The organism is Streptomyces purpurogeneiscleroticus, from assembly GCF_020024005.1.
Classification (GTDB): Bacteria; Actinomycetota; Actinomycetes; order Streptomycetales; family Streptomycetaceae; genus Streptomyces; species Streptomyces purpurogeneiscleroticus.
Genome location: NZ_NHSG01000280.1, coordinates 1 through 25,900, shown reverse-complemented (window position 1 = coordinate 25,900; position 25,900 = coordinate 1). Strand labels below are relative to the sequence as shown.

20 protein-coding genes, 1 tRNA gene, 1 pseudogene and 1 riboswitch are annotated in these 25,900 nt (G+C 71.3%); of the genes and pseudogenes, 19 read left to right on the top strand and 3 right to left on the bottom strand.

The annotated features are described in order from the left end of the window. The 12 genes and pseudogenes from CCS38_RS18075 to CCS38_RS18020 all read left to right on the top strand — a co-directional run. Nucleotides 1-576 (top strand): annotated as a pseudogene (locus tag CCS38_RS18075) (serine/threonine protein kinase); the annotation flags it as partial. A 224-nt stretch (nt 577-800) separates the two neighbouring features. After that, the gene (locus tag CCS38_RS18070) at nt 801-1,430 is read left to right on the top strand and encodes a SurA N-terminal domain-containing protein (protein ID WP_223734323.1); all 630 of its coding nucleotides are present in this window, start codon (nt 801-803) and stop codon (nt 1,428-1,430) included. Between the two features lie 162 nt (nt 1,431-1,592). Beyond that, nucleotides 1,593-2,555, top strand: a complete 963-nt coding sequence (locus tag CCS38_RS18065) for a nucleoside triphosphate pyrophosphohydrolase (protein WP_223734322.1) — start codon at nt 1,593-1,595, stop codon at nt 2,553-2,555. Between the two features lie 66 nt (nt 2,556-2,621). After that, the gene (locus CCS38_RS18060) at nt 2,622-3,959 is read left to right on the top strand and encodes a cytochrome P450 family protein (protein ID WP_223734321.1); all 1,338 of its coding nucleotides are present in this window, start codon (nt 2,622-2,624) and stop codon (nt 3,957-3,959) included. Nucleotides 3,960-4,233: 274 nt separating this feature from the next. Beyond that, the gene (locus CCS38_RS18055; protein ID WP_308050829.1) at nt 4,234-5,202 is read left to right on the top strand and encodes a transglycosylase family protein; all 969 of its coding nucleotides are present in this window, start codon (nt 4,234-4,236) and stop codon (nt 5,200-5,202) included. A 276-nt stretch (nt 5,203-5,478) separates the two neighbouring features. Next, nucleotides 5,479-5,648, top strand: a riboswitch (cyclic di-AMP (ydaO/yuaA leader). 3 nt (nt 5,649-5,651) lie between these two features. Next, nucleotides 5,652-6,320 (top strand): LysM peptidoglycan-binding domain-containing protein, encoded by a 669-nt coding sequence (locus CCS38_RS18050; RefSeq protein ID WP_223734319.1) that lies wholly within the window; start codon nt 5,652-5,654, stop codon nt 6,318-6,320. A gap of 309 nt (nt 6,321-6,629) precedes the next feature. Beyond that, entirely contained in the window at nt 6,630-7,910 is a 1,281-nt protein-coding gene (gene eno / locus CCS38_RS18045; protein ID WP_223734318.1) for a phosphopyruvate hydratase, read from the top strand. Between the two features lie 117 nt (nt 7,911-8,027). Then, a complete protein-coding gene (locus tag CCS38_RS18040) occupies nt 8,028-8,417 on the top strand; it encodes an FtsB family cell division protein (protein WP_308050828.1) in 390 nt (129 codons plus the stop codon). Between the two features lie 43 nt (nt 8,418-8,460). Next, a complete protein-coding gene (locus CCS38_RS18035) occupies nt 8,461-9,006 on the top strand; it encodes a DUF501 domain-containing protein (RefSeq protein ID WP_223734317.1) in 546 nt (181 codons plus the stop codon). Next, on the top strand, nt 9,003-9,956 hold the full coding sequence (locus CCS38_RS18030; protein WP_223734316.1) for a Ppx/GppA phosphatase family protein: 954 nt from the start codon (nt 9,003-9,005) through the stop codon (nt 9,954-9,956). Before CCS38_RS18035 ends, CCS38_RS18030 begins: the two co-directional genes overlap by 4 nt. Nucleotides 9,957-10,424: 468 nt before the next feature. After that, nucleotides 10,425-11,807, top strand: coding sequence for an NAD(P)/FAD-dependent oxidoreductase (locus CCS38_RS18025; protein WP_223734315.1), 1,383 nt, complete (start codon nt 10,425-10,427; stop codon nt 11,805-11,807). Nucleotides 11,808-12,075: 268 nt separating this feature from the next. After that, nucleotides 12,076-13,389 (top strand): SAM-dependent methyltransferase, encoded by a 1,314-nt coding sequence (locus tag CCS38_RS18020; protein ID WP_223734314.1) that lies wholly within the window; start codon nt 12,076-12,078, stop codon nt 13,387-13,389. A 76-nt stretch (nt 13,390-13,465) separates the two neighbouring features. Here the strand turns inward: CCS38_RS18020 and CCS38_RS18015 are convergent, their stop codons facing one another. Together CCS38_RS18015 and CCS38_RS18010 are read right to left on the bottom strand one after the other, a co-directional pair. Then, entirely contained in the window at nt 13,466-15,997 is a 2,532-nt protein-coding gene (locus CCS38_RS18015; protein ID WP_223734313.1) for an ABC transporter permease, read from the bottom strand. A gap of 57 nt (nt 15,998-16,054) precedes the next feature. After that, on the bottom strand, nt 16,055-16,867 hold the full coding sequence (locus tag CCS38_RS18010; RefSeq protein ID WP_223734312.1) for an ABC transporter ATP-binding protein: 813 nt from the start codon (nt 16,865-16,867) through the stop codon (nt 16,055-16,057). 427 nt (nt 16,868-17,294) lie between these two features. Here CCS38_RS18010 and CCS38_RS18005 point away from each other — a divergent pair. From CCS38_RS18005 to CCS38_RS17985, 5 genes are all read left to right on the top strand, one after another. Further along, a tRNA-Leu gene (locus CCS38_RS18005) sits at nt 17,295-17,376 on the top strand. 206 nt (nt 17,377-17,582) lie between these two features. Next, nucleotides 17,583-18,083 carry a MarR family winged helix-turn-helix transcriptional regulator gene (locus CCS38_RS18000; protein WP_223734311.1) on the top strand — a complete coding sequence of 167 codons (501 nt, stop codon included), beginning with the start codon at nt 17,583-17,585 and terminating at the stop codon, nt 18,081-18,083. Next, nucleotides 18,080-20,665, top strand: a complete 2,586-nt coding sequence (locus CCS38_RS17995; RefSeq protein ID WP_308050827.1) for an MFS transporter — start codon at nt 18,080-18,082, stop codon at nt 20,663-20,665. Before CCS38_RS18000 ends, CCS38_RS17995 begins: the two co-directional genes overlap by 4 nt. 191 nt (nt 20,666-20,856) lie before the next feature. Beyond that, the gene (locus CCS38_RS17990) at nt 20,857-21,489 is read left to right on the top strand and encodes a ScbR family autoregulator-binding transcription factor (protein WP_223734310.1); all 633 of its coding nucleotides are present in this window, start codon (nt 20,857-20,859) and stop codon (nt 21,487-21,489) included. Continuing rightward, nucleotides 21,486-22,436 (top strand): NAD-dependent epimerase/dehydratase family protein, encoded by a 951-nt coding sequence (locus CCS38_RS17985; RefSeq protein WP_223734309.1) that lies wholly within the window; start codon nt 21,486-21,488, stop codon nt 22,434-22,436. Before CCS38_RS17990 ends, CCS38_RS17985 begins: the two co-directional genes overlap by 4 nt. Before the next feature lie 62 nt (nt 22,437-22,498). Here CCS38_RS17985 and CCS38_RS17980 read toward each other — a convergent pair whose 3' ends face one another. Continuing rightward, nucleotides 22,499-23,632, bottom strand: coding sequence for an IS701 family transposase (locus CCS38_RS17980; RefSeq protein ID WP_223734308.1), 1,134 nt, complete (start codon nt 23,630-23,632; stop codon nt 22,499-22,501). A gap of 356 nt (nt 23,633-23,988) precedes the next feature. On the opposite strand from CCS38_RS17980, the gene CCS38_RS17975 reads away from it, so the two are divergent. Beyond that, the gene (locus CCS38_RS17975; protein ID WP_223734307.1) at nt 23,989-24,555 is read left to right on the top strand and encodes a TetR family transcriptional regulator; all 567 of its coding nucleotides are present in this window, start codon (nt 23,989-23,991) and stop codon (nt 24,553-24,555) included. A 300-nt stretch (nt 24,556-24,855) separates the two neighbouring features. Next, a complete protein-coding gene (locus CCS38_RS17970; protein WP_223734306.1) occupies nt 24,856-25,842 on the top strand; it encodes a ScbA/BarX family gamma-butyrolactone biosynthesis protein in 987 nt (328 codons plus the stop codon). The last annotated feature ends 58 nt before the right edge of the window (nt 25,843-25,900 follow it).

Genomic DNA, 25,900 nt, shown 5'->3' with positions numbered 1-25,900 from the left:
CCCGCTTCCACCCCCTTAGGGCTGGACGTCGCGGCTGCGGTGGAGGAGGTCAAGCGGTTGCTGGACCATGGGCGGATCACGCAGGCCGTCGACATCCTGGGCGGCATCCTGCCGGCCGCCGCCGCGCGGCACGGCGAGCACTCGCCGGTCGTGCGTACGCTGCGCAAGCAGTACGCGGCGACGCTCATGGACGACGGGCAGTACCGGCGTGCGCTGCCCGAACTGCGGCTGCTGGCCGAGGAGTTCGCGCGTGGGTCGGGTCCGCGGGAGGCCCGCCAGGCGCTGCAGTTCCGTTTCGAGGCGGCGCAGTGCCTGGAGCAGCTGGGCGAGGCCGCGGCGGCGCTGGAGGAGTACCGCACGCTGCTGCCGCACTTCGAGGCGGCGTCCGACGACCCGGTACGGCCGCTGGAGATACGGCGTTCCATCGGCCACTTGCTGCTTGCGCTCGGCGAGCGCGGTGCGGCGCAGGAGACGCTGGCCAGGCTGCTGTACGACGCGGAGCGGGTGCACGGCGCGCATCACGCCTTCCCCGCGGAGGTGCGCCGGACGCTGGAGTGGCTGGCGCGCGTCCGCTGAACGGCTCACGTCCGCTGAGCGGCCGCAAGGCCGCCGCCTGCCGCTCCGGAGCCGCCGCCCCCGACGCCACCCGGGTACGAAACACAAAAGTGCCGCAATCGTTGGTCGAATTGCTGGTCCGCGCCGCGCGGACTCCATACCATCGATCAACGCCAGGACTGATACGCCCGCGAGGTGCTGTGGAAGGCCCCCGCTGTCGTTCATGATCTTCGCCGGGAGGCCGAATGCTCCGCCGTAGGACTGCGCTCTCCGTTTCCGCCGCCGCGATCGTGGCGGCCCCGCTCCTGTCCGCCTGCGGCAGTGACGCGCACCCAGGTGCCGCGGCCGTCGTGGGAGGCGAGCGGATCACCGTGGCGCAGCTCCAGGCGCGGGTGAAGAACGTCCGTACCGCCCAGGAAGGCGCCCCGCAGGGCGCGCAGCTCATCGAGAACACCGGCCGGCTCAGCCTGGCCACGCTCAACAGCATGATCTTCGACCGGGTACTGGCGCGCAGCGCGAAGGACGCCGGCGTCGAGGCCAGCCGTTCCGAGGTGCAGAAGTGGCGGTCCACCGCCGAGCGGCGGGCCGGTGGCGCCGACCGGCTGAAGGCGATGTGGCTGCAGCAGGCCATCGCGCCGAGCGAGATCGACGGCGTGGTGCGCAACCAGATCCTGATGGACGGGATCGCGAAGAAGCTGGGCGTGAACCGCCAGTCGCCGCAGGGGCAGCAGAAGCTGGCCCAGGCGCTGGCGAAGACCTCGCGCGATCTCGGTATCGATGTGAACCCGCGCTTCGGCAAGTGGGACGACCGCCAGGTCATGCTCGGCGAGGCGAAGACCCCGTGGGTGCGGACGGAGCAGAAGCAGCAGGTGTGACGCAGGGGCGGCAGGCAGAGCACGCGCCCGACAGGGCACGCGCCCGGCCTGCCGCCCGTCTCACGCGGTGGCCCCGCCGCCCGTCACCCGAAGTGGCCCGCCGCCCGTCACCCGGAGTGGCCTGCCGCCCGGTCGTCCGTCCCCGTGCGTTACGTTCGACGGGTGAACGCTTCCGACACCGGCCGCCTGGTCCTGCTCACCACCAGCCACCGGGTCGCGCCCGGCCTGCTGTCCTGGCCCGCATGGCAGACGCTGCGCGGCGCCGACCGTGTGCTGTGCACCGACCCGGACCACCCGCAGCTGCCGTACCTCGCCGAGGCGGGCATCGCGGTCGAGATCGCGGAGCCCACCGCCCGCGAACTGGTCGACCACTGCGTGACCGGCGGCCGTACCGCGGTCGTACTGACCTCCGCCGACGGCGAGAGCGCGCTGACCGACGGGCTGGCCCGGCTCGCCGGGTCGGGCCGCGAGGCGATGCCCGACCTGGAGCTGCTGCCCGGTTCGTACGATCTGCCGGGCGCCCGGCTGCTGGACCTCGTACAGGTCATGGACCAGATCCGCGTCGCCTGCCCGTGGAGCGGCATCCGCACCCACGAGGACCTGGCGAAGTACGGCCTGGAGGAGGCGTACGAGCTGGTCGAGGCGATCGAGGAGGGGGACCGGGAGGCGCTCGCCGAGGAGCTGGGCGATGTGCTCCTTCAGGTGGTCTTCCACTCCCGGATCGCGCAGGACGACCCGGACGAGCCGTTCTCCATCGATGATGTCGCGGGCATCATCGTCGACAAGCTGATCCACCGGCACCCGCACGTCTTCGGTGACGAGGAGGCCGCGACCCCGGAGGACGTCAGGGCGCACTGGCTGCGGACCAAGGCCGTGGAGAAGCAGCGCGAGTCCGTGACGGAGGGTGTACCGCTGGGGCAGCCGGCCCTGGCGCTGGCCGCGAAGCTGGCCTCCCGGGCCCGTACGGCCGGCCTCGACGTGCCGGTCGCGGGCGAGGGCATCGGGTACGAGCTGCTGGCGCTGGCCGTACGGGCCCAGGCGGAGGGCACCGACCCGGAGACGGCGTTGCGGGCCGCGGCGCGTACGTACCGGGACGCGATCGTGGCGGCGGAGCGGGCGGTCTAGGCGGAGCGCGGAGCGGGCGGTCCAGGCGGAGCGCGGGGCCGTCGCCCGACCGGCTACGGTCGGAACGTGCACGAGCAGACCCCCACCGCCCCCGTTCCCGCCTGCCCCGAACTCTTCACCTGGGAGTTCGCCGCGGACCCGTATCCCGCGTACGCCTGGCTGCGGGAGCACGAACCGGTGCGGCGTACGGAGCTGCCCAGCGGGGTCGAGGCGTGGCTGGTCACCCGGTACGCGGACGCGCGCGAGGCGCTGGCCGACCACCGGCTCTCCAAGAATCCGCAGCACCACAGCGAGGCCGCGCACGGCAAGGGCAAGGTCGGCATCCCCGGCGAACGCAGCGCCAACCTGATGACGCACCTGCTCAACATCGACCCGCCGGACCACACCCGGCTGCGCCGCCTCGTCTCCAAGGCGTTCACGCCGCGTACGGTGGCGCGCTTCGCGCCGCGCGTACAGGAGCTGACCGACCAGCTGATCGACGGCTTCGCCGAGCGCGGCGAGGCCGACCTCATCCACGAGTTCGCCTTCCCGCTCCCCATCTACGCGATCTGCGACCTGCTGGGCGTGCCCCGCGAGGACCAGGACGACTTCCGGGACTGGGCCGGGATGATGATCCGGCACGGGGGAGGACCGCGCGGCGGGGTCGCCCGGTCCGTGAAGAAGATGCGCGCCTATCTGGCCGATCTGATCCACCGCAAGCGCGAGTCGCTGGCGGCGGACGAGACCGAGGACGAGGATCTGATCTCGGCCCTTATCCGGGCCTCTGACCACGGCGAGCACCTCACCGAGAACGAGGCCGCGGCGATGGCCTTCATCCTCTTGTTCGCAGGGTTCGAAACCACCGTAAATCTCATCGGTAATGGCACCTATGCGCTGCTGCGCAACCCGGAGCAGCGGGCGCGGCTGCAGGCCGCGCTGGCCGCGGGCGACGAGGAGCTGCTCGCGACCGGCATCGAGGAACTGCTGCGCTACGACGGGCCGGTGGAGCTGGCGACCTGGCGGTTCGCGACGCAGGAGCTGACGATCGGCGGGCAGCGGATCGCCGCGGGCGACCCGGTACTGGTGGTACTGGCGGCCGCCGACCGGGACCCGGAGCGGTTCGACGGGCCGGACACCCTGGACCTCGGGCGCCGCGACAACCAGCACCTCGGGTACGGGCACGGCATCCACTACTGCCTGGGCGCACCGCTCGCCCGCCTCGAAGGCCGTACGGCGCTGGCGACCCTGCTGACCCGGCTGCCCGACCTCCGGCTCGCCGCCGACCCCGATGACCTGCGGTGGCGCGGCGGCCTCATCATGCGCGGGCTGCGGGCGCTGCCGGTGGGATTCACGCCGGAGAGCGCGCGGGAGACGCCGTCCGGAGCGCCGGACACCGTGGTGCCCGGCGCGCCAAAAGGCGCATAGCGGAATGTCTCGGGCAGCGCGCGCGCCGGTCCCCGACGGCCCGTCAGAAAGGGCATTCGCGTACGTACCGGAATGAGCCAAGGATGCCGCGGCCGAGCAGAACTGACCCGGCGTCAGCAGCGTGATCTTCGCGTGATCTCCGCTACACCGGGTTGAGACCGGAGCGGGCCCCCGCTACCTTGCCTGCGACAACTCAAGCCGCCGCTCGAAAGGTACTCGCATGCGCTCCGGCAACGGTAGACACCGCCGACCCCGTCAGGCCCCCGCCCTTCTGGTGGCGGCCTCCGTCACGGGTGCCGGGCTGGCCCTGCCGCTGCTGACCGCGGGCGGCGCCCAGGCCGCCGACACCGCCACCTGGGACCGTGTCGCGCTGTGCGAGAGCGGCGGCATCTGGAGCGCCAACTCCGGCAACGGCTTCTACGGCGGGCTGCAGCTGACCCTGGAGATGTGGAAGGACTACGGCGGCGAGTCCTACGCCGAGCGCCCCGACCTGGCCAGCCGCTCCCAGCAGATCGCGGTCGCCGAGTCGATCCTGAACGACCGCGGCCCGGACGCCTGGCCGAGCTGCTCGGTGAACGCCGGCCTCGACCTGGACGGGCTGATACCCGACGTGGACCCGGGCAGCACGCAGACGCCCGCACCGGAGCCCACCCAGCCGTCCGACGGCGCGACGGACGGCGAGACGGGCGGCATCCTGGACGGGGTCACCGACGAGCCGTCGGCCACGCCGTCCGGCGACGCCGACTCCGGTGAGGCGCAGCCCTCCGAAGGCGCCACGGAAGGCGCCACGGAAGACCCTGCCGAAAGTCCCTCCGGAGACTCTGCCGAAAGTCCCTCCGGAGACTCTTCCGAGCAGCCCACCGCCGATCCCTCGGACTCCCCGACGGAGCCCTCGGGTTCCGCGCAGCCCTCCGAGGGCGCCACCGAGTCGCCCGCGCCGTCCGACGGCGGCACCTCCGCGCCCGGTACCGGCCGGCACCGTGGCGGTGCCGACGACGGCAAGGGCGACGGCAAGGACGGGCGCCCCGAGGGGCGGCACGCCTCGCGCGGCGGTGACGCTCACCGCGGTACCGGGGAGGGCGACGGCGTGTACACGGTGCGGCCGGGCGACAACCTCTCCGCGATCGCGGCGGAGTACGGGCTCGCCGAGGGGTGGACCGGCCTGTACGACGCCAACGAGGGTGTCATCGGAGCTGATCCGGACCTTATTAAGCCTGGTCAGCGACTCGACCTCGGGCAGTGACCGAGGGCCGCACGCCCTAAGTGCGCGATGGTTGCCCCCATTTGGGGAAAGTGAGACATGGGTCTCGTCCCGAGGTGTTCCGCCCGGCCTGTCCGTTCTTTTCCATACCGTGTTCGACCTGCGTAAACGGGTGCCGGTGGTGATCGAAAACCGCAAACTGTCCTACGAAAAGGTGGTTTGAACCGCCGAGGGGTGTGTGTTTACGTTCTTCACCGCTCGCACCAAGCGAGCCCGCCGATCATTCGCCGAATCCTGCCGGTGATCGGTCGGACAACCGTCGCGCAAGCGCCGTAGGCAGGAGCGGGGGACCCAAGGTAAGTGCCGTACCGCCGCGGAAACGCAGCGGCCGGCTTGGGGTGAAGCCGGGTGTGCGGACAGCGCATCCGGCCGGGCCACTCACAGCCCGAACCCGACAGCTCACCTCGCAGGCGTCGGTGAGGAAGAACAACATGCTCAAGGGCAAGCACCGCCGCCCCTCGAAGGCCGTCCGCGTCGTCACGCTCGCCGGTGTCGCCGGCGCCGCCGTGGCCGTCCCGCTGATGACCGCCGGTTCCGCCAACGCCGCCTCGGTCGCCACCTGGGACAAGGTCGCCCAGTGCGAGTCCGGCGGCAACTGGTCGATCAACACCGGTAACGGCTACTACGGTGGCCTGCAGTTCTCGAACTCCTCCTGGGCCGCCGCGGGCGGTACCAAGTACGCGCCGCGTGCCGACCTGGCCACCAAGGACCAGCAGATCGCCACCGCCGAGAAGCTGCTCGCCATGCAGGGCCCGGGTGCCTGGGGCTGCGCCGGTGCCGGCGGCCTGACCGCCGGTGGCCCGTCCGCGCAGGTGAACACCGGTGGCTCCGGCCAGGCCCAGCAGCAGGCCCCGAAGCAGCAGGCCCCGAAGCAGCAGGCCGCGCCGCAGCAGCAGGCCGCGAAGCCGCAGCCCGTGCAGCCCCAGGCCGACCCGAAGCCGGTGACCGGCCACGGCAACTACACCGTGAAGTCCGGCGACACCCTCGGCAAGATCGCCAAGGCGCACGGCAAGAACTGGAAGACGGTCTACGAGGCCAACAAGTCGACGGTCGGCGGCAACCCCGACCTGATCTTCCCGGGCCAGAAGCTCAGCGTCTGAGTGACCCGCAGGTCGGCGTGAGAGCCGCCCCGTGAGACTGCCCCGCCAGGCGCGAACCCCCGAGCGCGCCAGGCGGGGCTTTCCCGTTCCCGGATGGCCACCCCAGTAGCCATCCGGGCACCCCTCCGCTCAGATGCGTACGGACCGATTCGTCCCGTACGTCCGCTGCAAAACCTGGACGTTACCTCCCGTATTGCGGGCCTTTGGGTCCTTTTTCGTCTCACAGACGGGGCTAGGGGGAGGCGGAGGGTCCCCGGGCCGTTAGGCTCGTGCTGCAGAACTCCAGATGACACCCATGAAGGAGACAACGTGCCGTCGATCGACGTCGTCGTAGCTCGCGAGATCCTCGACTCGCGAGGCAACCCCACGGTCGAGGTCGAGGTCGGCCTCGACGACGGCAGCACCGGCCGCGCGGCCGTGCCGTCGGGCGCCTCCACCGGCGCCTTCGAGGCCATCGAGCTGCGTGACGGCGACCCGAACCGTTACCTCGGCAAGGGCGTCGAGAAGGCCGTGCTGGCCGTCATCGAGCAGATCGGCCCCGAGCTGGTCGGCTACGACGCCACCGAGCAGCGCCTCATCGACCAGGCGATGTTCGACCTGGACGCCACCGACAACAAGGGCTCCCTGGGCGCCAACGCGATCCTGGGCGTCTCCCTGGCCGTCGCGCACGCCGCGTCCGAGGCCAGCGACCTGCCGCTGTTCCGCTACCTCGGTGGCCCGAACGCGCACGTCCTGCCCGTGCCGATGATGAACATCCTGAACGGCGGCTCGCACGCCGACTCCAACGTGGACATCCAGGAGTTCATGATCGCCCCGATCGGCGCGGAGTCCTTCTCCGAGGCGCTGCGCTGGGGCGCCGAGGTCTACCACACCCTCAAGAAGGTCCTGAAGAGCAAGGGCCTGGCCACCGGCCTGGGCGACGAGGGCGGCTTCGCCCCGAACCTCGGCTCGAACCGTGAGGCCCTCGACCTCATCCTCGAAGCCATCAAGGAAGCCGGTTACGCCCCCGGCCAGGACATCGCGCTCGCGCTGGACGTCGCCGCCTCCGAGTTCTACAAGGACGGCAAGTACCAGTTCGAGGGCAAGGAGCGCTCGGCCGCCGAGATGACCGAGTACTACGAGGAGCTCGTCGCCTCGTACCCGCTCGTCTCCATCGAGGACCCGCTCTTCGAGGACGACTGGGCCGGCTGGAACGTCATCACCGAGAAGCTCGGCAGCAAGGTGCAGCTCGTGGGCGACGACCTGTTCGTCACCAATCCCGAGCGCCTGGCCCGCGGCATCGAGGAGAACTCCGCCAACGCCCTCCTGGTCAAGGTCAACCAGATCGGTTCGCTGACCGAGACCCTGGACGCCGTCGAGCTGGCCCAGCGCAACGGCTTCAAGTGCATGATGTCGCACCGCTCGGGCGAGACCGAGGACGTCACCATCGCCGACCTGGCCGTCGCCACCAACTGCGGCCAGATCAAGACCGGCGCCCCGGCCCGCTCCGAGCGCGTCGCCAAGTACAACCAGCTGCTGCGCATCGAGGAGATCCTCGACGACGCGGCGGTGTACGCGGGCCGCTCGGCGTTCCCGCGTTTCAAGGGCTGAGTTCCGGCCTACGGGGGCTGATGGTCCCCACCTCCGTACGTCCCCGGCAGCGGTCCCGTACCGTTGCCGGGGACGTACGTACGCCGTCGCGTACAGAGCACCCCAGGGGAGGCCACCGTGTTCCGCCGCAGCCGGCTCACAGGGCGCGCCGCGCTGCTCGTGCTCGTGCTGTGCTCGCTGGTCGTGGCCCTCGCGTATCCGATAAGGGCGTACGTCTCCCAGCGCTCGGACATCGCCGAGCAGCGCCGGGAGGCCGAGACGGCCCGGGAGGCGGTGCAGCGGCTGCGCCAGGAGAAGGCGCGCTGGCAGGACCCCGCCTACGTACGCCAGCAGGCCCGCCGCCATCTGCACTACGTGATGCCGGGCGAGACCGGCTACACCGTCGTGGACGGCACGGGCGCGAGCCGGCCGCGGGCCGGCCGGACTGCCGTGCAGCGCCCCTGGTACGAAGCCATCTGGTCCGGCCTGGACTCCGCCGACGCGCGCCACAGGGCCGCCGGGGGATGATGGGGCGGCCGACCGTTCAACCCTGACGACAAGAGAAGCCTGCATGGACACGCCGCCTCCCCAGACCGAGCCCACCGAGCCCACCGACGCGGACGTCGCGGCGTTCCGGGAGCAGCTGGGCCGCCCGCCGCGCGGTCTGCGCGCCATCGCGCACCGCTGCCCCTGTGGCAACCCCGACGTGGTCGAGACGGCCCCGCGCCTGGAGGACGGCACGCCCTTCCCCACGCTGTACTACCTCACGTGCCCGCGCGCGGCCTCCGCGATCGGCACGCTGGAGGCGAACGGCGTGATGAAGGAGATGACCGACCGGCTGGCCACCGATCCCGAGCTGGCCGCCGCCTACCGCGCGGCGCACGAGGACTACATCCGCCGCCGGGACGCCATCGAGGTGCTGCAGGGCTTCCCGAGTGCCGGCGGGATGCCGGACCGGGTGAAGTGCCTGCACGTGCTCGTCGGCCACTCGCTGGCGGCCGGTCCCGGCGTCAATCCGCTGGGCGACGAGGCGATCGCGATGCTGCCGGAGTGGTGGAAGAAGGGGCCGTGCGTGAGCCCGTGCGGCGCCGGTGAGGACGAGGGGGACGCCCAGTGACACGGGTCGCGGCCATCGACTGCGGTACGAACTCCATCCGCCTGCTCGTGGCGGACGCCGACCCGGAGACGGGCGAGCTGAAGGACCTGGACCGCCGGATGAAGATCGTCCGGCTCGGCCAGGGCGTGGACCGTACCGGTCGGCTGGCGCCGGAGGCGCTGGAGCGGACCTTCGCGGCCTGCCGCGAGTACGCCACGGTGATCGAGGAGCTGGGCGCCGAGAAGCTGCGCTTCGTGGCGACCTCGGCCTCGCGCGACGCGGAGAACCGCGACGACTTCGTGCGCGGCGTGGTGGACATCCTGGGCGTCGAGCCCGAGGTGATCACCGGTGACCAGGAGGCGGAGTTCTCCTTCACCGGGGCGACGAAGGAGCTGACCGGGCGCGACGACCTCGAGAAGCCGTACCTCGTTGTCGACATCGGCGGCGGGTCGACGGAGTTCGTGCTCGGCGCGGAGTCCGTGCGGGCCGCCCGCTCCGTCGACGTCGGCTGTGTGCGGATGACCGAGCGGCACCTCGTCCACGACGGTGAGGTCACCGACCCGCCGACGGCCGAGCAGATCGCCGCCATAAAGGCGGACGTCGCGGCCGCGCTGGACGAGGCCGCGGAGACCGTGCCGCTGGGCGAGGCGCACACGCTGGTCGGCCTCGCGGGGTCGGTGACGACGCTCGCCGGGATCGCGCTGCGCCTGGAGGAGTACGACTCGGCCGCGATCCACCACGCGCGGATTCCGCTGGCCAAGGTCCGCGAGATCACCGACCGGCTGCTCACCTCCACGCACGCCGAGCGCGCGGCGATCCCGGTGATGCATCCGGGCCGGGTGGACGTGATCGCCGCGGGCGCCCTCGTACTGCTTTCGATCATGGAGCGTACGGGCGCTCAGGAGGTCGTCGTCTCGGAGCACGACATCTTGGACGGGATCGCCTGGAAAGTGGCAGACGAGCTCGATTAGAGCTTCGTAGGCACTGCCCGACGGGATCGGCTGGAGCCTTGCCTGAGAGGGCCGCTGACGGCCTTTGAGAGGTGCCCGGAAGGGGCCTCGGAGCGTGCGAATGACGCGTTCCGGGGCCCCTTCGCAACGTGTCGCCGAAAAAGTTCGTGAAACTCTTCACATGAAAAAAGGGCCCCTTGGGCGAACAAACTCTCCGCCGGGGCGCCGTTCGGGGCTCACCTGGGCGGCCCGCCCCGGGAATGTGCGCTTTCGACGCTGTTAAAGAAGCGCTTATGCGGCCAGTGGTCCAGCCTCACAGAGGCGAGCAACCGCTGATGAGAAGGGGTGCGCAACGCTCGGCCGTAGATTGTGGTTCCCCAGTGGCACTATGGCGTCGATCACGAAGGCGCGGAGTGTAGCAGACCCCTCTTCCGTGCTTGTGAAGGCCCTCACGAGCGACCCCCCAAGTGGGGGTGGATACTCGATGACATGAGCACCACGGAGCGTCCCAGGATCCTCGTTGTAGGCGGTGGGTACGTAGGCCTGTACGCGGCACGCCGCATCCTCAAGAAGATGCGGTACGGCGAGGCGACCGTCACGGTCGTCGACCCGCGCTCGTACATGACGTACCAGCCCTTCCTCCCCGAAGCTGCGGCCGGCAGCATTTCTCCGCGCCACGTCGTGGTTCCGCTGCGACGTGTGCTTCCCAAGGCGGAGGTCCTCACCGGCCGCGTCACGACCATCGACCAGGACCGCAAGGTCGCCACCGTCGCGCCGCTCGTCGGCGAGGCGTACGAGCTGCCCTTCGACTACCTGGTCATCGCCATGGGCGCGGTCTCGCGCACCTTCCCGATCCCCGGCCTGGCCGAGAACGGCATCGGCATGAAGGGCGTCGAGGAGGCCATCGGCCTGCGCAACCACGTCCTCGAGCAGCTCGACAAGGCCGACTCCACGACGGACGAGGAGGTCCGCCGCAAGGCGCTGACCTTCGTCTTCGTCGGTGGCGGCTTCGCCGGCGCGGAGACCGTCGGCGAGGTCGAGGACATGGCCCGCGACGCCGCGAAGTACTACACGAACGTGAAGCGCGAGGACATGCGCTTCCTCCTGGTCGACGTCGCCGACAAGATCCTTCCCGAGGTCGGCCCGAAGCTCGGCGCCTACGGCAAGGAGCACCTCGAGGGCCGCGGCGTCGAGGTCTACCTCAAGACCGGCATGGACTCCTGCGTCGACGGCCACGTGGTCCTGAACAACGGCCTCGAGGTCGACGCCAGCACCATCGTGTGGACCGCGGGCGTCAAGCCGAACCCGGCGCTGTCCCGCTTCGGTCTGCCGCTGGGCCCGCGCGGCCACGTCGACACCGCCGCCACCCTCCAGGTGCAGGGCACCGACTACATCTGGGCCGCGGGCGACAACGCCCAGGTTCCGGACCTCGTCGGCCGCAAGGCCGGTAACGAGAACGCCTGGTGCCCGCCGAACGCTCAGCACGCGCTGCGCCAGGCGAAGATCCTCGGCGACAACGTGGTCTCCGGCATGCGGGGCTTCCCGCAGAAGGAGTACAGCCACGCCAACAAGGGCGCGGTCGCGGGCCTCGGTCTGCACAAGGGCGTCGCGATGATCGTCCTGGGCAAGACCAAGATCAAGCTGAAGGGCCGGCTGGCCTGGTACATGCACCGCGCGTACCACGGCATGGCGATGCCGACCTTCAACCGCAAGATCCGGGTCTTCGCCGACTGGACGCTCGGCATGTTCCTCAAGCGCGAGGTCGTCTCGCTCGGCGCGATGGAGAACCCCCGCGAGGAGTTCTACGAGGCCGCCAAGCCCGCGCCGAAGCCGGCCGCCGCCGAGGACAAGACGGCAGCCAAGGCTTCCTGAACACCGGCTTCCTGGCCACGCGTCGGAAGCCACGCAGTACACACGCCGAAGGGCGCCTGCCATCCGTGGGGCAGGCGCCCTTCGGCGTGTCCGTATACGGGTCACCGGAGGCTTCCGAGAGCCGCTCCTTCGGCGTATTCACAAGGACGCCGGTAACGGGCTTTGCTGTTCCCTTACGAACGAACGGGACTACCCGGGCCCCGCCAGGCGTTTTACGTGGTGGGTGAAACTATCTCGCCCCGACTCGTCGATAACGGAGGTGTGCGACATGGCCGACGCCGCTGGACGGCTCACCAAGCTCGCGGAGGAGGTACTGGGTGCCCCGCTCCCGGTGCGCATCCGGGCCTGGGACCACAGCGAGTCCGGTCCCCCAGGAGCCCCGGCCCTCGTCTTCCGCAGCCGTCGCGCGCTGCGCCACCTGCTCTTCAAGCCCGGCGAACTGGGCCTGGCACGCGCCTGGGTGGCCGGCGACCTCGATGTCGACGGAGACCTCTACGCCGCCCTGGACGGTCTCGCCGAAATGATCTGGGAGCGCGGCCCGGAGGACGAGGGCAAGCCGCAGCGCGCCGCCGTGCTGCGCGCCCTGGCCCGCCCCGAGATCCGCAGCGCTGCCCGCGAACTCGTCTCGCTCGCCGGCGTGCCCCTGCCGCCCCGCCCGCCCGCCGAAGAGGCCCCGAAGTCCCACGGCCCGCTGCACACCCTGCGCCGCGACAAGCAGGCCATCAGCCACCACTACGACGTCGGCAACGACTTCTACGAGCTGGTCCTCGGCCCCTCCATGGTCTACTCCTGCGCGTACTGGGAGAGCCCCGAGGCGACTTTGGAAGAGGCCCAGCGCGACAAGCTCGACCTCATCTGCCGCAAGCTGAACCTCAAGGAGGGCGAGCGGCTGCTGGACGTGGGCTGCGGCTGGGGCTCGATGGTGCTGCACGCCGCCGAGCACTACGGCGTGCGCGCGGTCGGCGTCACGCTCTCCGAGGAGCAGGCCGCGTACGCCCGCAAGCGCGTGGCCGACGCCGGGCTCGCCGACCGCATCGAGATCCGCGTCCAGGACTACCGCCTGGTCAAGGACGGCCCGTACGACGCGATCTCCTCCATCGGCATGGCCGAGCACGTCGGCCGCGACCGGTACGCCGAGTACGCCGCCGATCTGCACCACCTGCTCAAGCCGGGCGGCCGGCTGCTCAACCACCAGATCGCGCGGCGTCCGATGGCCGACGAGGACAGCTACCGCGTCGACGAGTTCATAGACCGCTACGTCTTCCCCGACGGGGAGCTGGCGCCGATCGGGCGGACCGTCGGGGCTCTGGAGGACGCCGGCTTCGAGGTGCGCGACGTGGAGGCCATCCGGGAGCACTACGCGCTGACGCTGCGCCAGTGGGTGGCCAACCTGGAGCGCCACTGGGACCGCGCCATCCGCCTGACGACGCCGGGCCGGGCGCGCGTCTGGCGGCTGTACATGGCGGCCTCGGCGCTCTCCTTCGAGCGCAACCGCATCGGCGTGAACCAGGTCCTCGCGGTCCGTACGCCGGAGGGCGGGGCGTCCGGTATGCCGCTGCGGGCCCGGGAGTGGCGCGGCTGAGCGGCCGGCCGTGCACACGACGAGAGCCCCGGTCCGGGGGAAGGACCGGGGCTCTCGCGTACTCGGGCGCGCGGGCTCACTCCGCCTTGATCGCGGCCAGCATGTTCAGCCGGGCGGCGCGGCGTGCGGGCCAGAGCGCGGCCAGTACGCCGACCAGCGCGGCGAGCGCCAGGAAGAGCCCCAGCCGGCCCCAGGGCAGTACCATCTCGTACGTGTCGAGGCTGCCCGAGATGAGCCTGCCGCCGGCCCAGCCGAAGAAGACACCGAGGCCGATGCCCAGCACCCCGCCGAACAGCGAGATCACCAGGGACTCCAGGCGGACCATCCGCTTGATGCCGCGCCGGTCCAGGCCGATCGCGCGCAGCATGCCGATCTCCTGGGAGCGTTCGAACACCGACATCGCGAGGGTGTTGACCACGCCGAGCACCGCGACGATCACGGCCATGGCGAGCAGCCCGTAGAGCATGTTCAGCATCAGCGTGACCGACTTGGCGATGCCCTCGGAGATGTCCTGCTTGTCCTGGACCTGGATGGCCGGGTTGTCGCCGAGCGCCTTGATCAGCCGGCTCTGGGCGGCGTCCGAGGTGCCGCCCGCGGTCTTCACCATGACCTGCATGTCGGACGGGTCGCCGATGTGCGGGGTGAGGGTGGCGTTGTCCAGCAGGATGCCGCGGATCAGCTCGTTGCCCTCGTAGATGCCCGCGACGGTGAGCCGCTCCTTGCTGCCGTCCTCGTACGCCACCGTGAAGGCGGAGCCCGCCTTCCAGCCCTTGTCCTCGGCGGTGTCGGCGTCGACCACGACGTCCTTGCCGCCCACGGTGAAGGCGCCGTTCTTCAGGGGGAGGTCGGTGAGGTCGCCGATGGTGCGCCCGTTGACGCCGGTCAGGTACTCGGTCGAGCTCGCGATCCGGGCGGGGGCGTTGCGCATGCCGCTGACCGCGGTGACGCCGTCGGCCTTGTCGAGCTTCTTCCCGACCTCCGGGGAGAGGGAGCTGCCGTTCGCCATGGAGACCACGTAGTCCGCCTTCAGCGCGGAGGTGGCCATCTTGTCGACCGCCTGCTGCGAGCTGCCCGCGATCACGGTCATGCCGGTGATCAGGGTGAGGCCGATCATCAGGGCGGCGGAGGTGGCGGCGGTGCGGCGCGGATTGCGGACCGCGTTCAGCCGGGCGAGCTTGCCGGAGACCCCGAAGGCGCGCAGCAGCGGGCCCGCGGCCGCGATCAGCGGGCGGGACAGCAGCGGCGTGAGCACGAAGATGCCGATCACCAGCAGCACGGCGCCCAGCCCCATCGGGAGCTGCCCGGATTCCATGTCCTGCACGCTCGTGGCGTACAGGACGACCGCGATCCCCGCGGCGGTGAGCAGGGCGCCCAGGGTGTTCCGCAGCACCAGGGACTTGGTCGTGGCGGTGGCGTGCACGCTGTTCATCGCGGCCACCGGCGGGATCTTGGCGGCCCGGCGGCCCGGCAGCCAGGCGGCGAGCATGGTGACCAGGATGCCGACGGCCAGGGAGGCGGCGACGGTACCGGGCGAGACCACCAGCGGACCGTCGGGCAGGGTCACGCCCGTCGCGCCCATGGCGGCCCGCAGCCCGGCGCCGATGCCGATGCCGACGGCCAGGCCGGCCACGGCGGCGATGGCGCCCACGACGAACGCCTCGAAGAGCACCGAGCGGGTGACCTGCCTGCGGGACGCGCCGACGGCGCGCAGCAGGGCCAGCTCCTTGGTGCGCTGGGCGACCAGCATCGTGAAGGTGTTGGCGATGAGGAAGATGCCGACGAAGAGCGCGATGCCGGCGAACATCAGCAGCGTGGTCCGGAAGCTGTCCATCGACGAGGCGACCGTCTCGGCCTGGTCGTCGGCGAGCTGCCGCGCGGTGGTCGTGGACGTCCGGTCCTTCGGCAGCACGTCGTCGAGCTGCGTCTGCAGCGCGTGCTGCGAGACGCCGGACGCGGCCTCGACGTCGATCCGGTCGTACGCGCCTTCCTTGTGGAAGAGCCGCTGGGCGGTGGGGGTGTCGAAGAGGGTGAGCGAGCCGCCGGCCGCGACGGTGCCGTCGTCGGTGGTGAAGATGCCGCTGATCTTCGGGGTCAGCACCGGGCCGTCGACGGAGACGCGGACGGTGTCGCCGACCTTGTAGCCGGTCCGCTCGGCGGTCTTCGCGTCGATCGCGACCTCGTGCGGGCCGTGCGGGGCACGCCCGGTCTTGATCGGGTGGCGGGGGTCGTGGCTGCCCCAGTAGTTGCCGCCCTGGGTGGAGAAGCCGGTGCCGGCGAGCTTGCCGTCCTTGCCGGCGAGCGCGGTGAAGCCCTGTACGGAGCCGATCGCGGAGTCGGCGCCGGGCACCTGCGCGGCCTTCTTCAGCAGGGCCTCGGACAGCTGGGGCGGCGGCGCGAGCCGGTCGCCGCGGTCGGGCTGCGACTCGGGCTCGACGGCGACGTCGACATGGTCGAAGCCCTTGGCGGAGCTGCTCTGCTGGGCCTGGGAGATGGTGTTGGTGAAGACCAGGGTGCCGGACACGAAAGCGACGCCGAGCATGACGGCGAGCACGGTCATCAGCAACCGGGCCTTGTGCGCGAGGACGTTGCGCACGGCGGTACGGAACATGAGTGGGTCAGTCCTGACGGTGAAGGGTGCGGTGGGGGAGGGGCCCGGGACGGCGGGTCAGCTCGTACGGCCCTTCGCGTCGAAGTCGGGGGTCTGGGGGGAACCCCCAGAAATACGCAGCATGCGCTCCAGGACCTTGTCGGCGGTCGGCGCTGCCATGTCGTCGACGATCCGGCCGTCGGCCAGGAAGACGACGCGGTCCGCGTAGGCCGCGGCCACCGGGTCGTGAGTGACCATCACCACGGTCTGGCCGAGCTCGCGCACGGAGTTCCGCAGGAAGCCCAGTACCTCGGCGCCGGAGCGGGAGTCGAGGTTGCCGGTGGGCTCGTCCGCGAAGATGATCTCGGGCTTGGAGGCCAGCGCGCGGGCCACCGCGACGCGCTGCTGCTGGCCGCCGGAGAGCTCGCTGGGGCGGTGCTTGAGCCGCCCGGCGAGGCCGACCGTCTCCACGACCCGGTCCACCCACTGCTTGTCGGGCTTACGGCCCGCGATGTCCATCGGCAGGGTGATGTTCTCCAGCGCGCTGAGCGTCGGCAGCAGATTGAACGCCTGGAAGATGAAGCCGATCTTGTCGCGCCGCAGCTGGGTGAGCTTCTTGTCCTTCAGGCCGGTCAGCTCGGTGTCACCGATCCGGGCCGAGCCGCGGGAGACCGTGTCCAGCCCCGCCATGCAGTGCATCAGCGTGGACTTGCCGGAGCCGGAGGGGCCCATGATTGCGGTGAACTCGGCCTGCCGGAAATCGACGCTGACGCTGTCCAGGGCGACCACCTGGGTCTCGCCCTGTCCGTAGACCTTGGTGAGATCCGTGGCGCGTGCGGCCGCCGCGGTGGCGCGGGTGGCGGTGGGAACGCCGGAGTGGAGGGTGGTCACGGGATGGTGCTCCTGTCGGATGTAGGGGCCGTGTGAACGGTCGGATTCCATCGTCCGGGAGCGGATGGCGCGGGACGTCAGTCCCTGCTCCGGTCTCTCAGGGGGTCTGCGGTCGGACCCGGGAGGCCCCGGGTCCTCCTTGGGGATGAGGGCGACCCTGAGGCGCTGACGCGGCGGCGGGAACGGCGGGAGCCCGCGGTGCGGCGCGGAAAAGGCATCGAGTTTCCGTCAATCCGGCGGCAGCGGCGCCGGTGGGGCGTGAGCGGGGCGGTTCGGCCCTGGGCATGTGCCGAAGGCCAGTACCACGTGCTGATGCACCCTCAGTTGCCAATAAAATAAGACAACCTCGGGCCCACCCGCCGCTGTTCGAGTGGCGCTGCGGGCTAGGCTCGTGGTGCCGTCTTCGTGACGGCGTGGGGGGTTTCGGGCCCGGATGGTGGAATGCAGACACGGCGAGCTTAAACCTCGCTGGCCTTCGGGCCGTGCCGGTTCAAGTCCGGCTCCGGGCACGCTCCCGGCCCCGCCCCCTCTTGATGCGCCGGGCTTCTCGCGCCCGTGCGGCACGATCCCGTCTGACGAACCGTCACGGTAAAGGTTTCCCCACCTGTGTCCTGGTGGCCCCGAATCGACTTGCTCAAGGCGAGCGCTATCCCGGACACTCTATTGGTAGCCACAAGCAACTAATGGCCAAACCAAGGAACAGGGCAATGCAGACGTGAGGCTGAACGAGGCGGCCGCCGAGCTGGGTACGCAGATCGTACGGTTCGGACGGCTGATCACCACGTGGCGGCGGAGCGCCAAGACGGACGGCGGGGCCGCGGACCGGGTACTGCTCGCCAAGCTCGTGAACCACGGGGACCGGCGCGCCACCGACCTGGCCGCCGACGCCTTCCTCGACCTCTCGACCGTGAGCCGCCAGGTGCGCTCACTGGTCGACCGGGGGCTGGTCGAGCGCTATCCGGATCCGGAGGACCGCAGGGGGACGCTGCTGCGCGCCACCGACGCCGGGCACGCGGCCTTCGAGGTGTACCGGGGCCAGCGCGACAGCAAGCTGGCCGCCCTCCTGGAGCGCTGGCCCGAGGAGGACCGGGAGCACCTGGTCCGCCTGCTGGGCCGGCTCAACGACGACCTGGAAGAGGCCCGGCACGCCCGCCTCCCGCACCCTCCCCCGGAAAGCCGGGACACCGCCGTGAAGCAGAAAGACACACCAGCGTGAGTACCACGAAGACCCCCGGGATAGCCGGGACGGCGCCGACAGCCGGGACGGGGGCCCTCAGTCACCGGCAGATCCTGACCATCCTCAGCGGACTGATGCTGGGCATGTTCCTGGCGGCGCTCGACCAGACCATCGTCAGCACCTCCATCCGGACCATCGCGGACGACCTGCACGGCCTCAGCCAGCAGGCGTGGGCGACCACCGCCTACCTGATCACCTCGACGATCGCCACGCCGCTCTACGGCAAGCTGTCCGACCTGCACGGCCGCAAGCCGTACTACCTGGCGGCGATCAGCATCTTCGTCGTGGGCTCGGTGCTGTGCACCTTCTCCACCTCGATGACCGAACTGGCCGTCTTCCGGGCGGTCCAGGGCCTCGGCGCCGGCGGCCTGATGTCGCTGGCCCTGGCGATCATCGGTGACATCGTGCCGCCCCGCGAGCGCGCCCGGTACCAGGGCTACATGCTCGGTACGTTCGCCACCTCCAGCGTCGCGGGCCCGCTCATCGGCGGCGCGCTCGCCGGCCAGGCCACCATCCTGGGGATCACCGGCTGGCGCTGGGTCTTCCTGGTCAACGTGCCGGTCGGCATCATCGCGCTGTTCGTGGTCGCCAAGGTCCTGAACATCCCGCACACCCGCCGCGACCGGCGGATCGACTGGTGGGGCGCGCTCACCATCGCCATCGGCGTGGTCCCGCTGCTGCTCGTCGCCGAACAGGGCCGCGAGTGGGGCTGGGGCTCGGCCACGTCCGTCGCCTGTTACGTCATCGGTGTGCTGGGCATCATCGCCTGGATCTTCGTCGAGCGGCGGATCGGCGACGACGCGCTCATTCCGATGCGGCTCTTCCGCAACGGCACCTTCAGCAAGACCAGCCTGCTGTCCGTGTTCATCGGCATGGGCATGTTCGGCGGGATGATGATGATCCCGCAGTACCTCCAGATCGTGAAGGGATCCAGCCCCACCAGGTCGGGCCTGGAGATGCTGCCGCTGATGGCGGGCATGATGATCGCCTCCATCGTCACGGGCCAGATCACCTCGAAGACCGGCAAGTACAAGATCTTCCCGATCATCGGCACGGCCCTGATGGTGGCGGCGCTGCTGCTCTTCCACTTCCGGGTCCAGTGGGACACCCCGCTGTGGCAGACCATGGTCTACATGGTCGTCTTCGGCCTGGGTCTGGGCTCCTGCATGCAGACGCTGGTGCTGGCGGTGCAGAACGCGGTGCCGCCGGGCGACATGGGTGTGGCGACCGCGTCGTCCACCTTCTTCCGCCAGATGGGCGCCACGGCCGGTACGGCGATCTTCCTGTCGCTGCTGTTCAGCACTGTCGGGGACAAGATCGGCTCGGCGTTCAGGGCGGCGGCCGACACCGACCGGTTCCAGGCCGCCCTGCACGACCCGGCGGTGCTGCACGACCCGGCCAGCAAGCCGGTGCTCGACATGCTCCAGCACCCGGACGCCGGCGGTTCCTCCTCGGTACTGAGCGACTCCTCGTTCATCCAGCAGCTCGACCCGCGGCTGGCCGAGCCCTTCCAGCGCGGCTTCACCGACTCGATGCACGGCGTGTTCCTGCTGGGCGCGATCATCATCGCGGTGGCGTTCGTGCTGGTGCTCTTCGTCAAGGAGGTGCCGCTGCGGCAGGTCTCCGGCCTTCAGGCGCGCGCCTCCGAGGAGGAGGCCGCGACGGCCGGTACCGCGGAGGCCGACGCCCCCGCCGCCGCACCGGTGGACATGGTGAAGGACGCGCCGGCCGCCGCACCCGGTACGGAGAGCGCGGATACCGGTACGGACCTCGCGGACCGTGCCGAGCCCGTCGCGGGCCCCGGCATCAGTGGGCAGGTGCGTGACGGCCAGGGCCTCCCGCTGGCGGGCGCCGCGGTGACCCTGATCGACATCGGCGGCCGGCAGCTCGGCCACGCCCGCACCGCGCGGGACGGCAGCTACGCCCTCGCCGCACCGGGGGCCGGGACGTACGTGCTCATCGCGTCCTCCGGTACCCGGCAGCCGCAGGCGGCGACCGTGGTGGTGGGCGACGAGGTGGTCCCGTACGACCTGGCGCTCAAGGGCGCGGCCGGGCTGCGGGGACAGGTGCGCGACAGCCGGGGCGCGGTCCCGGTGCCGGGCGCGCTGGTCGTGGCCACGGACCTGCGCGGTGACGTGGTGGCCTCGGCCGTGGCCGGCGAGGACGGCGACTTCGTCTTCGGTGACCTGGTGCCCGGCAGCTACACGCTGGCCGTCAGCGCGGCGGGCCACCGCCCCGCGGCGCTCCAGGCCGAGGTGGGCTCCGGAGAGGCCAATTGGTACGAGGCGCGGCTCGCACCGTGCGCCCGGGTCTGCGGCACCGTTCGGACGCCCAACGGCGAGCCGCTCGCCGACGCCCGGGTGACCCTGCTGGACCCGGCGGGCAACACGGTGCTCTCCGTCATCACCGGTGAGGACGGCGCGTACGCCTTCACCGACCTCGACGGCGGTCAGTACACGATCATCGCCAGCGGTTACGCGCCGGCGGTCGCGTCGCTGCGGCTGGAGGACGGCGGCCGCACCGGCTTCGACATCGACCTGGCGCACGACACCGTGTCCTGATGCGACGGCCTTTCGGCCCGGCACGCTCCTGCGGCCCGGCGCACTCCCACGGGGGCGCGCCGGGCCGCGCGGCTGTCCACGGGCAAATGTGCGGGTGTGGTGTGGAGCGTCCCAGGGGGATTTCCGGCAAGTGGACGGGCGGTAACATAGAGGGCAGTCGTTTTCTTTGCTCAAGTGGGCTGGAGTACCGCGTGGCACGAGTGAGGCAGGACCGGGCGATCCGTACGCGAGGTGTCATCTTGCGTGCAGCCGCCCAGGTGTTCGATGAGTACGGTCTTGCCGGTTCGAGCATCAGCAAGATCATGACGCGGGCCGGCACGACCCAGGGGGCGATGTACTTCCACTTCAAGTCCAAGGAGAACCTCGCCCGCGCGGTCATCAACGAGCAGGCCGCCGACCTGTCGCTGCCGGAACGGCCGGACGGACTGGCGCAGCTGATCGGGCTGACGTTCTTCCTGGCCCGCCAGATGCAGAGCAACGTGCTCTTCCGCGCCGGCGTGACGCTGGCCGTCGAGCAGGGCCAGGTCGGGCTGCGGGACTTCAGCCCGTACGACATGTGGGCGGACCTCTTCCGCGGTGAGCTGGAAGCGGCCCGGGGCAAGGGCGAGCTGCAGGACGACGTGGAGGTCGGCGAGGTCGCGCAGCTCCTCGTCGCGGCGTACACCGGGTCCCAGGTCATGTCGAACCTGCTCACCGGCCCCGACCGGGCCGACCTGCCGGAGCGGATCAGCCGGATGTGGCGGTACATCCTCCCGGGCATCGCCCAGCCGGAAAGGCTGGCGGAGCTGCGGGAGGTCGTCGAGCGCACCGGGCCGACGGCGTGACGCCGCGCACGGTACTGCTGAGCGGGGCGAGCGGCTTCATCGGCTCCGCCGTGCGGGCCGCGCTCCGGGCGCACGGGGCGGACATCACCGTACGGGCGCTCTCCCGTGCGGACGGCCCGGACTCGGTGCGCGCGGACCTCACCGACCCGGACTCCCTGCGAGGCGTGGCCGAGGGCGCCGACGTCCTCGTGCACCTGGCCTCCCGGGTGTCGGGCGAGGAGGAGGCGTGCCGGGCGGTGAACATCGTCGGTACGCAGGCACTGATGCGGGAGGCGCGGCAGGCCGGGGTGCGGCGGATCGTCCACCTCTCGACCGCCGCGGTGTACGGGCTGGGACCGCATCGCGGGATCGCCGTGGACGAGATCGGACCCGCCCCCGTGTCGGCCGCGAGCCGTACCCGGCTGGCGGGGGAGCGGTCGGCGCTGGACGCGGGGGCCGTGGTGCTGCGGCCGTACCTGATCACCGGCACCGGCGACCGCTGGGTCGTGCCCGCGCTGGCCGAGCTGGTGCACCGGGTCCCGGCGCGGTGGGACGGCGGGCAGGCGCGGCTGTCGCTGGTCGACGTGCAGGACCTCGCACGGCTCATCGCGGAACTGGCGTGCGGCGAAGCGGAGTTGGCGAGCGGCGTGTACCACGCGGCGCACCCCGAGCCGGTGCGCCTCGGCGCCCTGCTGGACACGCTCGCGGAGCTCGGCGTGATCCCCGAGGTGCCGCAGGAGGCATGGGACTGGCAGCGGTGCGTGGACCGGCTGCGGGAGCACCCGGGCGCCATGAGTGAGCGTCAGTTCGAGCTGATGGCACAGGAACACTGGTACCGCAGCGAGGAAATCTGGCGGCTGGCGAACGTACCGACCGGCCCGGGCCCGCTGCACCGACTCACCGAGTCGGCTCCCTGGTACGCGGAGCATCTGGCGGGTAAGGCGGCTGCCGGCGTCGGCGGGGGCTGAGCCGTCCAGTTTCCGAGCCGCCCGCGGATGTGCGGCGGGCGGCCCCTGCGGGTGGGGCGCTGTCAGGCTGCCTGTTGCCAGGTGGCGGCCATGCGCAGGTGGTGTGCGTGGGCCGCGGAGACCAGTGTCATGTGGCGGTGCCAGCCGGGGTAGGAACGGCCCTCGAAGTCGTGCAGACCGTGGTCCAGCAGCGTGTCCGGGGCCGGGGCCAGGGGGACGGTCAGCAGGTCGGCTAGGGCGGCGAGCCGCGCGGCGGGCAGGTCGGTGAGCCAGATGTGGCGCGGTCCGCCGCCGGCCGGCCAGCCGACGACGGGCTGCAGCGGGCGCGGGCTGCCAGGTACATGTACCAGCGCGGGCGCGAGGCGCAGTTGAGCCTCGGCCGGGCCCAGCGGAGTGGTGGCGGCACGCCCGAGGCGCTGCAGGAGCTGCCGGGCGGGGAGCGCCCCGGTGGGCTGCGGGCCGCGCACGTGGCGGGTCGGGCGCAGCAGGCCGATGGCGACCGGCGTGGTGGCCGGGACGCGCAGCGCGAAGCCGTGACCGCGCGCGGTGAGCGCCGTCAACAGGGGCTGTACGCCGGTGTGGTGGGCGGCGGTGGCCAGGACCGGCGCCTCGTGAGCGACGGGCAGGCCAAGTAGATCCAGCGTGAGGTCGTGCGGCGCGCGGGCGCCTTCGGACTCGGGCACGCAGACGCGGGCGCGCAGCCGCGCGTCCTCGCTCCAGCGGCCCGGCAGGTGCAGCCGCCAGTCGAGCGGCGTGGTGCCGTACTCGGTGGCCAGGAACAGCCCGAACGCCCACTGGCAGCCCAGGGTCCGGCCGCTGGCGGGGTCGAAGCGCCGGTGGACGCCGACGGAGTGCTGTCCGCGCTTCGGGATCAGGACGGGCGCCGGGATCAGGGCGCGCGGCGGGAGCTGCCGCGCGCACCAGTCGGCGAGGCGCCTGCGGACCGGCTCCCACCGCCAGGTGCTCGCGTTGACGATCTGGTGCAGGGACTGCCACGCGGTGTCCGAAGTACTCACCGTCCAGGCCATATTGCGTACGGACTTCTTGCCCGGAGTCGAGCACAGACCCCTGAGATAGGCGGTGGCCCACCGGCGCTGGTCGGCGCGCGGGAGGTCCTGGAACAGGTGCCGAGCCAGGTCGTCGGCCGGGTGGTGCGGCACCGGCCGTACCGGGCCGTTCCCGTAAAGCTCGGTCATGGCGGCTCCCTTCGAACATGCGGGCAGGGGTGTCGGTGCCAAAAGAATAGCGAACAACCTCTATGTTTTTGAAGAGACGGTTCGCCGCGCCCGGCGGAGCACTGCTCTCCGGTAGTCGGTGACCTGCCAAAGCCGTCGCGAGGCCGCGTCACAGGGTGCTCGTTGGTGTGTACATCGGGTTAACGTCTCTTTCCACGGGGATTGCGGTGAGGACATGCGCCGGCCGGACGGCCGGCGTGCTCAGCGGCACCCCGTCCGAAAGCCCCCGATCCCCCTTCAGGCCCGGCCCGCCGAGCGGCGGTTCCCGGTGAGGTTTGTCGAATTGGTGGCATCAGATGAAGCAGGAACGCGCGGTGGTGACTCGTGGACGTCTGACGCGTGCGGCGGCCGGGGAGTTCGCCCGCCACGGGTACGCGGGCACCTCGCTCCAGGTCGTGTGCAAGGAGGCGGAGGTCTCCATGGGCGCGCTGACCTTCCATTTTCGGGCCAAGAGCGACCTGGCCGAGGCGGTGGCCGAGGCGGCGGTCGCCGAGACGGGCGCCGTGGTGGCCGAGGCGAAGGGGTGCGGTGGCGATCCGCTGGCGGCCATGTCCGGTCTGGCCTGCGAGCTGGCCCGGCTGCTGGCCCGCAGTCCCGCCGTCCGGGCGATCGTGCGGCTGGAGGAGGAGCGGATCATCGCCGCGGGCGGGTGGCAGGCGGCGTGGGAGCCGGCCGTGCGCGCCATGCTGGAGTGTGCGCGGCGGCGCAACGAACTGACCGCCGCGATCGAGGTGGAGACCGTGGTGCAGCTCGCCGCGCACCTGCTGAACGGCACCGCGGTCACCCTGCACGCCCGCCCCGAGACCGACGAGGTGGGGGCGCTCGCGCACATCTGGGCCGCGGTCATGCAGGGGATCCGCGCGTCCGCGGCGGCGGCGAACTGACGGCGCGCGGCGCTCACGCAGCGACGGTGGGCTGACGGATCCGGCGGCGGGCGACGGAGGGCGGTGGCGGGCGCATTCAGCCCGAATTTCCCGTCGACCGACCGGAATGTTCCCTTCCTGAAGTGGGTCGCGGAAAGTCTTGAGATGGCAGGGGTGCTGGTCACGGACGGTGCGTAGGCGACAGCAGACTGCTGGTGGGGCGGTCGGCGGTCGACAAAAAAAAGAATGCCCTCTATGTTATGCCGTGCCACGGCCCAGTGCCTTGTGCGGCCAACGCACAACGAGGGAAAGGATGCTGACGTGCCCCGATTTGCCACCGTCCCGGACACCACTGCCCGCTACGAGGTCATTCCGCAGCAGTTCGTCCACAAGCTCGACCCGGACGAGGTGCTGCTCACCGGATGGCGCAAGACCGGTCCGGACACCTATGAGGTGACCGCCCGCCGGCCCCAGGCTCACAGCTTCTACCTGAGCGGCAACGGCGGTTACGACCCGCTGCTGTTCGCCGAGACCGTCCGCCAGCTCCTCCCCCTGCTCTCCCACGCCGCCTACGGAGTGCCGCTGGGACACCAGCTGATCTGGGACGACTTCACCTACAGCCTGGACGCCGCCGCCATGGACGCGGCCGGCGCCGCGATACCGGTCCGGCTGGTCGTCCACTGCACCGCCGTCACCCGCCGCAGCAGCCGCGCGTCGGCCATCGTCCTGCACGCCGAGGCGTACCAGGGCAGCCGCCGCCTGGGAGAGGCCCGCACCCGCTTCACCGTGCACAGCCCCGCCGTCTACCAGCGGCTGCGCGGCGCCTACGGTGACGCGCAGCGCGCCATGGCCAACGCCGTGCTCCCCGAAATGCCCCTGCCCGCCCGGCGGGTGGGCCGCGTGTCGCCCTACGACGTCGTTCTCTCCCCGGACGCCGCGACCGGCCGGTGGCAGCTGTGTGTCGACACCGGCCACCCGGTCCTCTTCGATCACCCGGTCGACCATGTGCCCGGCATGCTGCTCCTGGAGGCCGCCCGCCAGGCGACCCAGGCCATGGCCGACCCGCTGCCGGTCGTGCCGGTGACGATGCACACCGAGTTCTACCGGTACATCGAGCTGGACGCCCCCTGCTGGGTCGAGGTCGAGGCGCTGCCCGCCGACCCCTCGGGGCGCTGCCGGGTGCGGGTGAGCATGCGTCAGCACGAGACGGTCTGCTGTGTCGCGGACGTCTCCGTGGAGCGCGCGCCGGGCTCCTTCCCGCTGCCCGTGCTCGCTTCGCGCGAAGCCGCGGCGCCCGCCCTCGTCTGACCGGCGGTCCCGCCGCGCGGCCGCCGTCGGCGCCGCCCCCGCTCACACCCTCACCGGG

Bases quoted from the DNA above. Each gene is read 5' to 3' on its own strand.
- CCS38_RS18070 (WP_223734323.1), top strand. From the start codon at position 801: ATGCTCCGCCGTAGGACTGCGCTCTCCGTTTCCGCCGCCGCGATCGTG.
- CCS38_RS18050 (WP_223734319.1), top strand. From the start codon at position 5,652: ATGCTCAAGGGCAAGCACCGCCGCCCCTCGAAGGCCGTCCGCGTCGTC.
- CCS38_RS18035 (WP_223734317.1), top strand. From the start codon at position 8,461: ATGGACACGCCGCCTCCCCAGACCGAGCCCACCGAGCCCACCGACGCG.
- CCS38_RS18025 (WP_223734315.1), top strand. From the start codon at position 10,425: ATGAGCACCACGGAGCGTCCCAGGATCCTCGTTGTAGGCGGTGGGTAC.
- CCS38_RS18020 (WP_223734314.1), top strand. From the start codon at position 12,076: ATGGCCGACGCCGCTGGACGGCTCACCAAGCTCGCGGAGGAGGTACTG.
- CCS38_RS18015 (WP_223734313.1), bottom strand. From the start codon at position 15,997: ATGTTCCGTACCGCCGTGCGCAACGTCCTCGCGCACAAGGCCCGGTTG.
- CCS38_RS17980 (WP_223734308.1), bottom strand. From the start codon at position 23,632: ATGACCGAGCTTTACGGGAACGGCCCGGTACGGCCGGTGCCGCACCAC.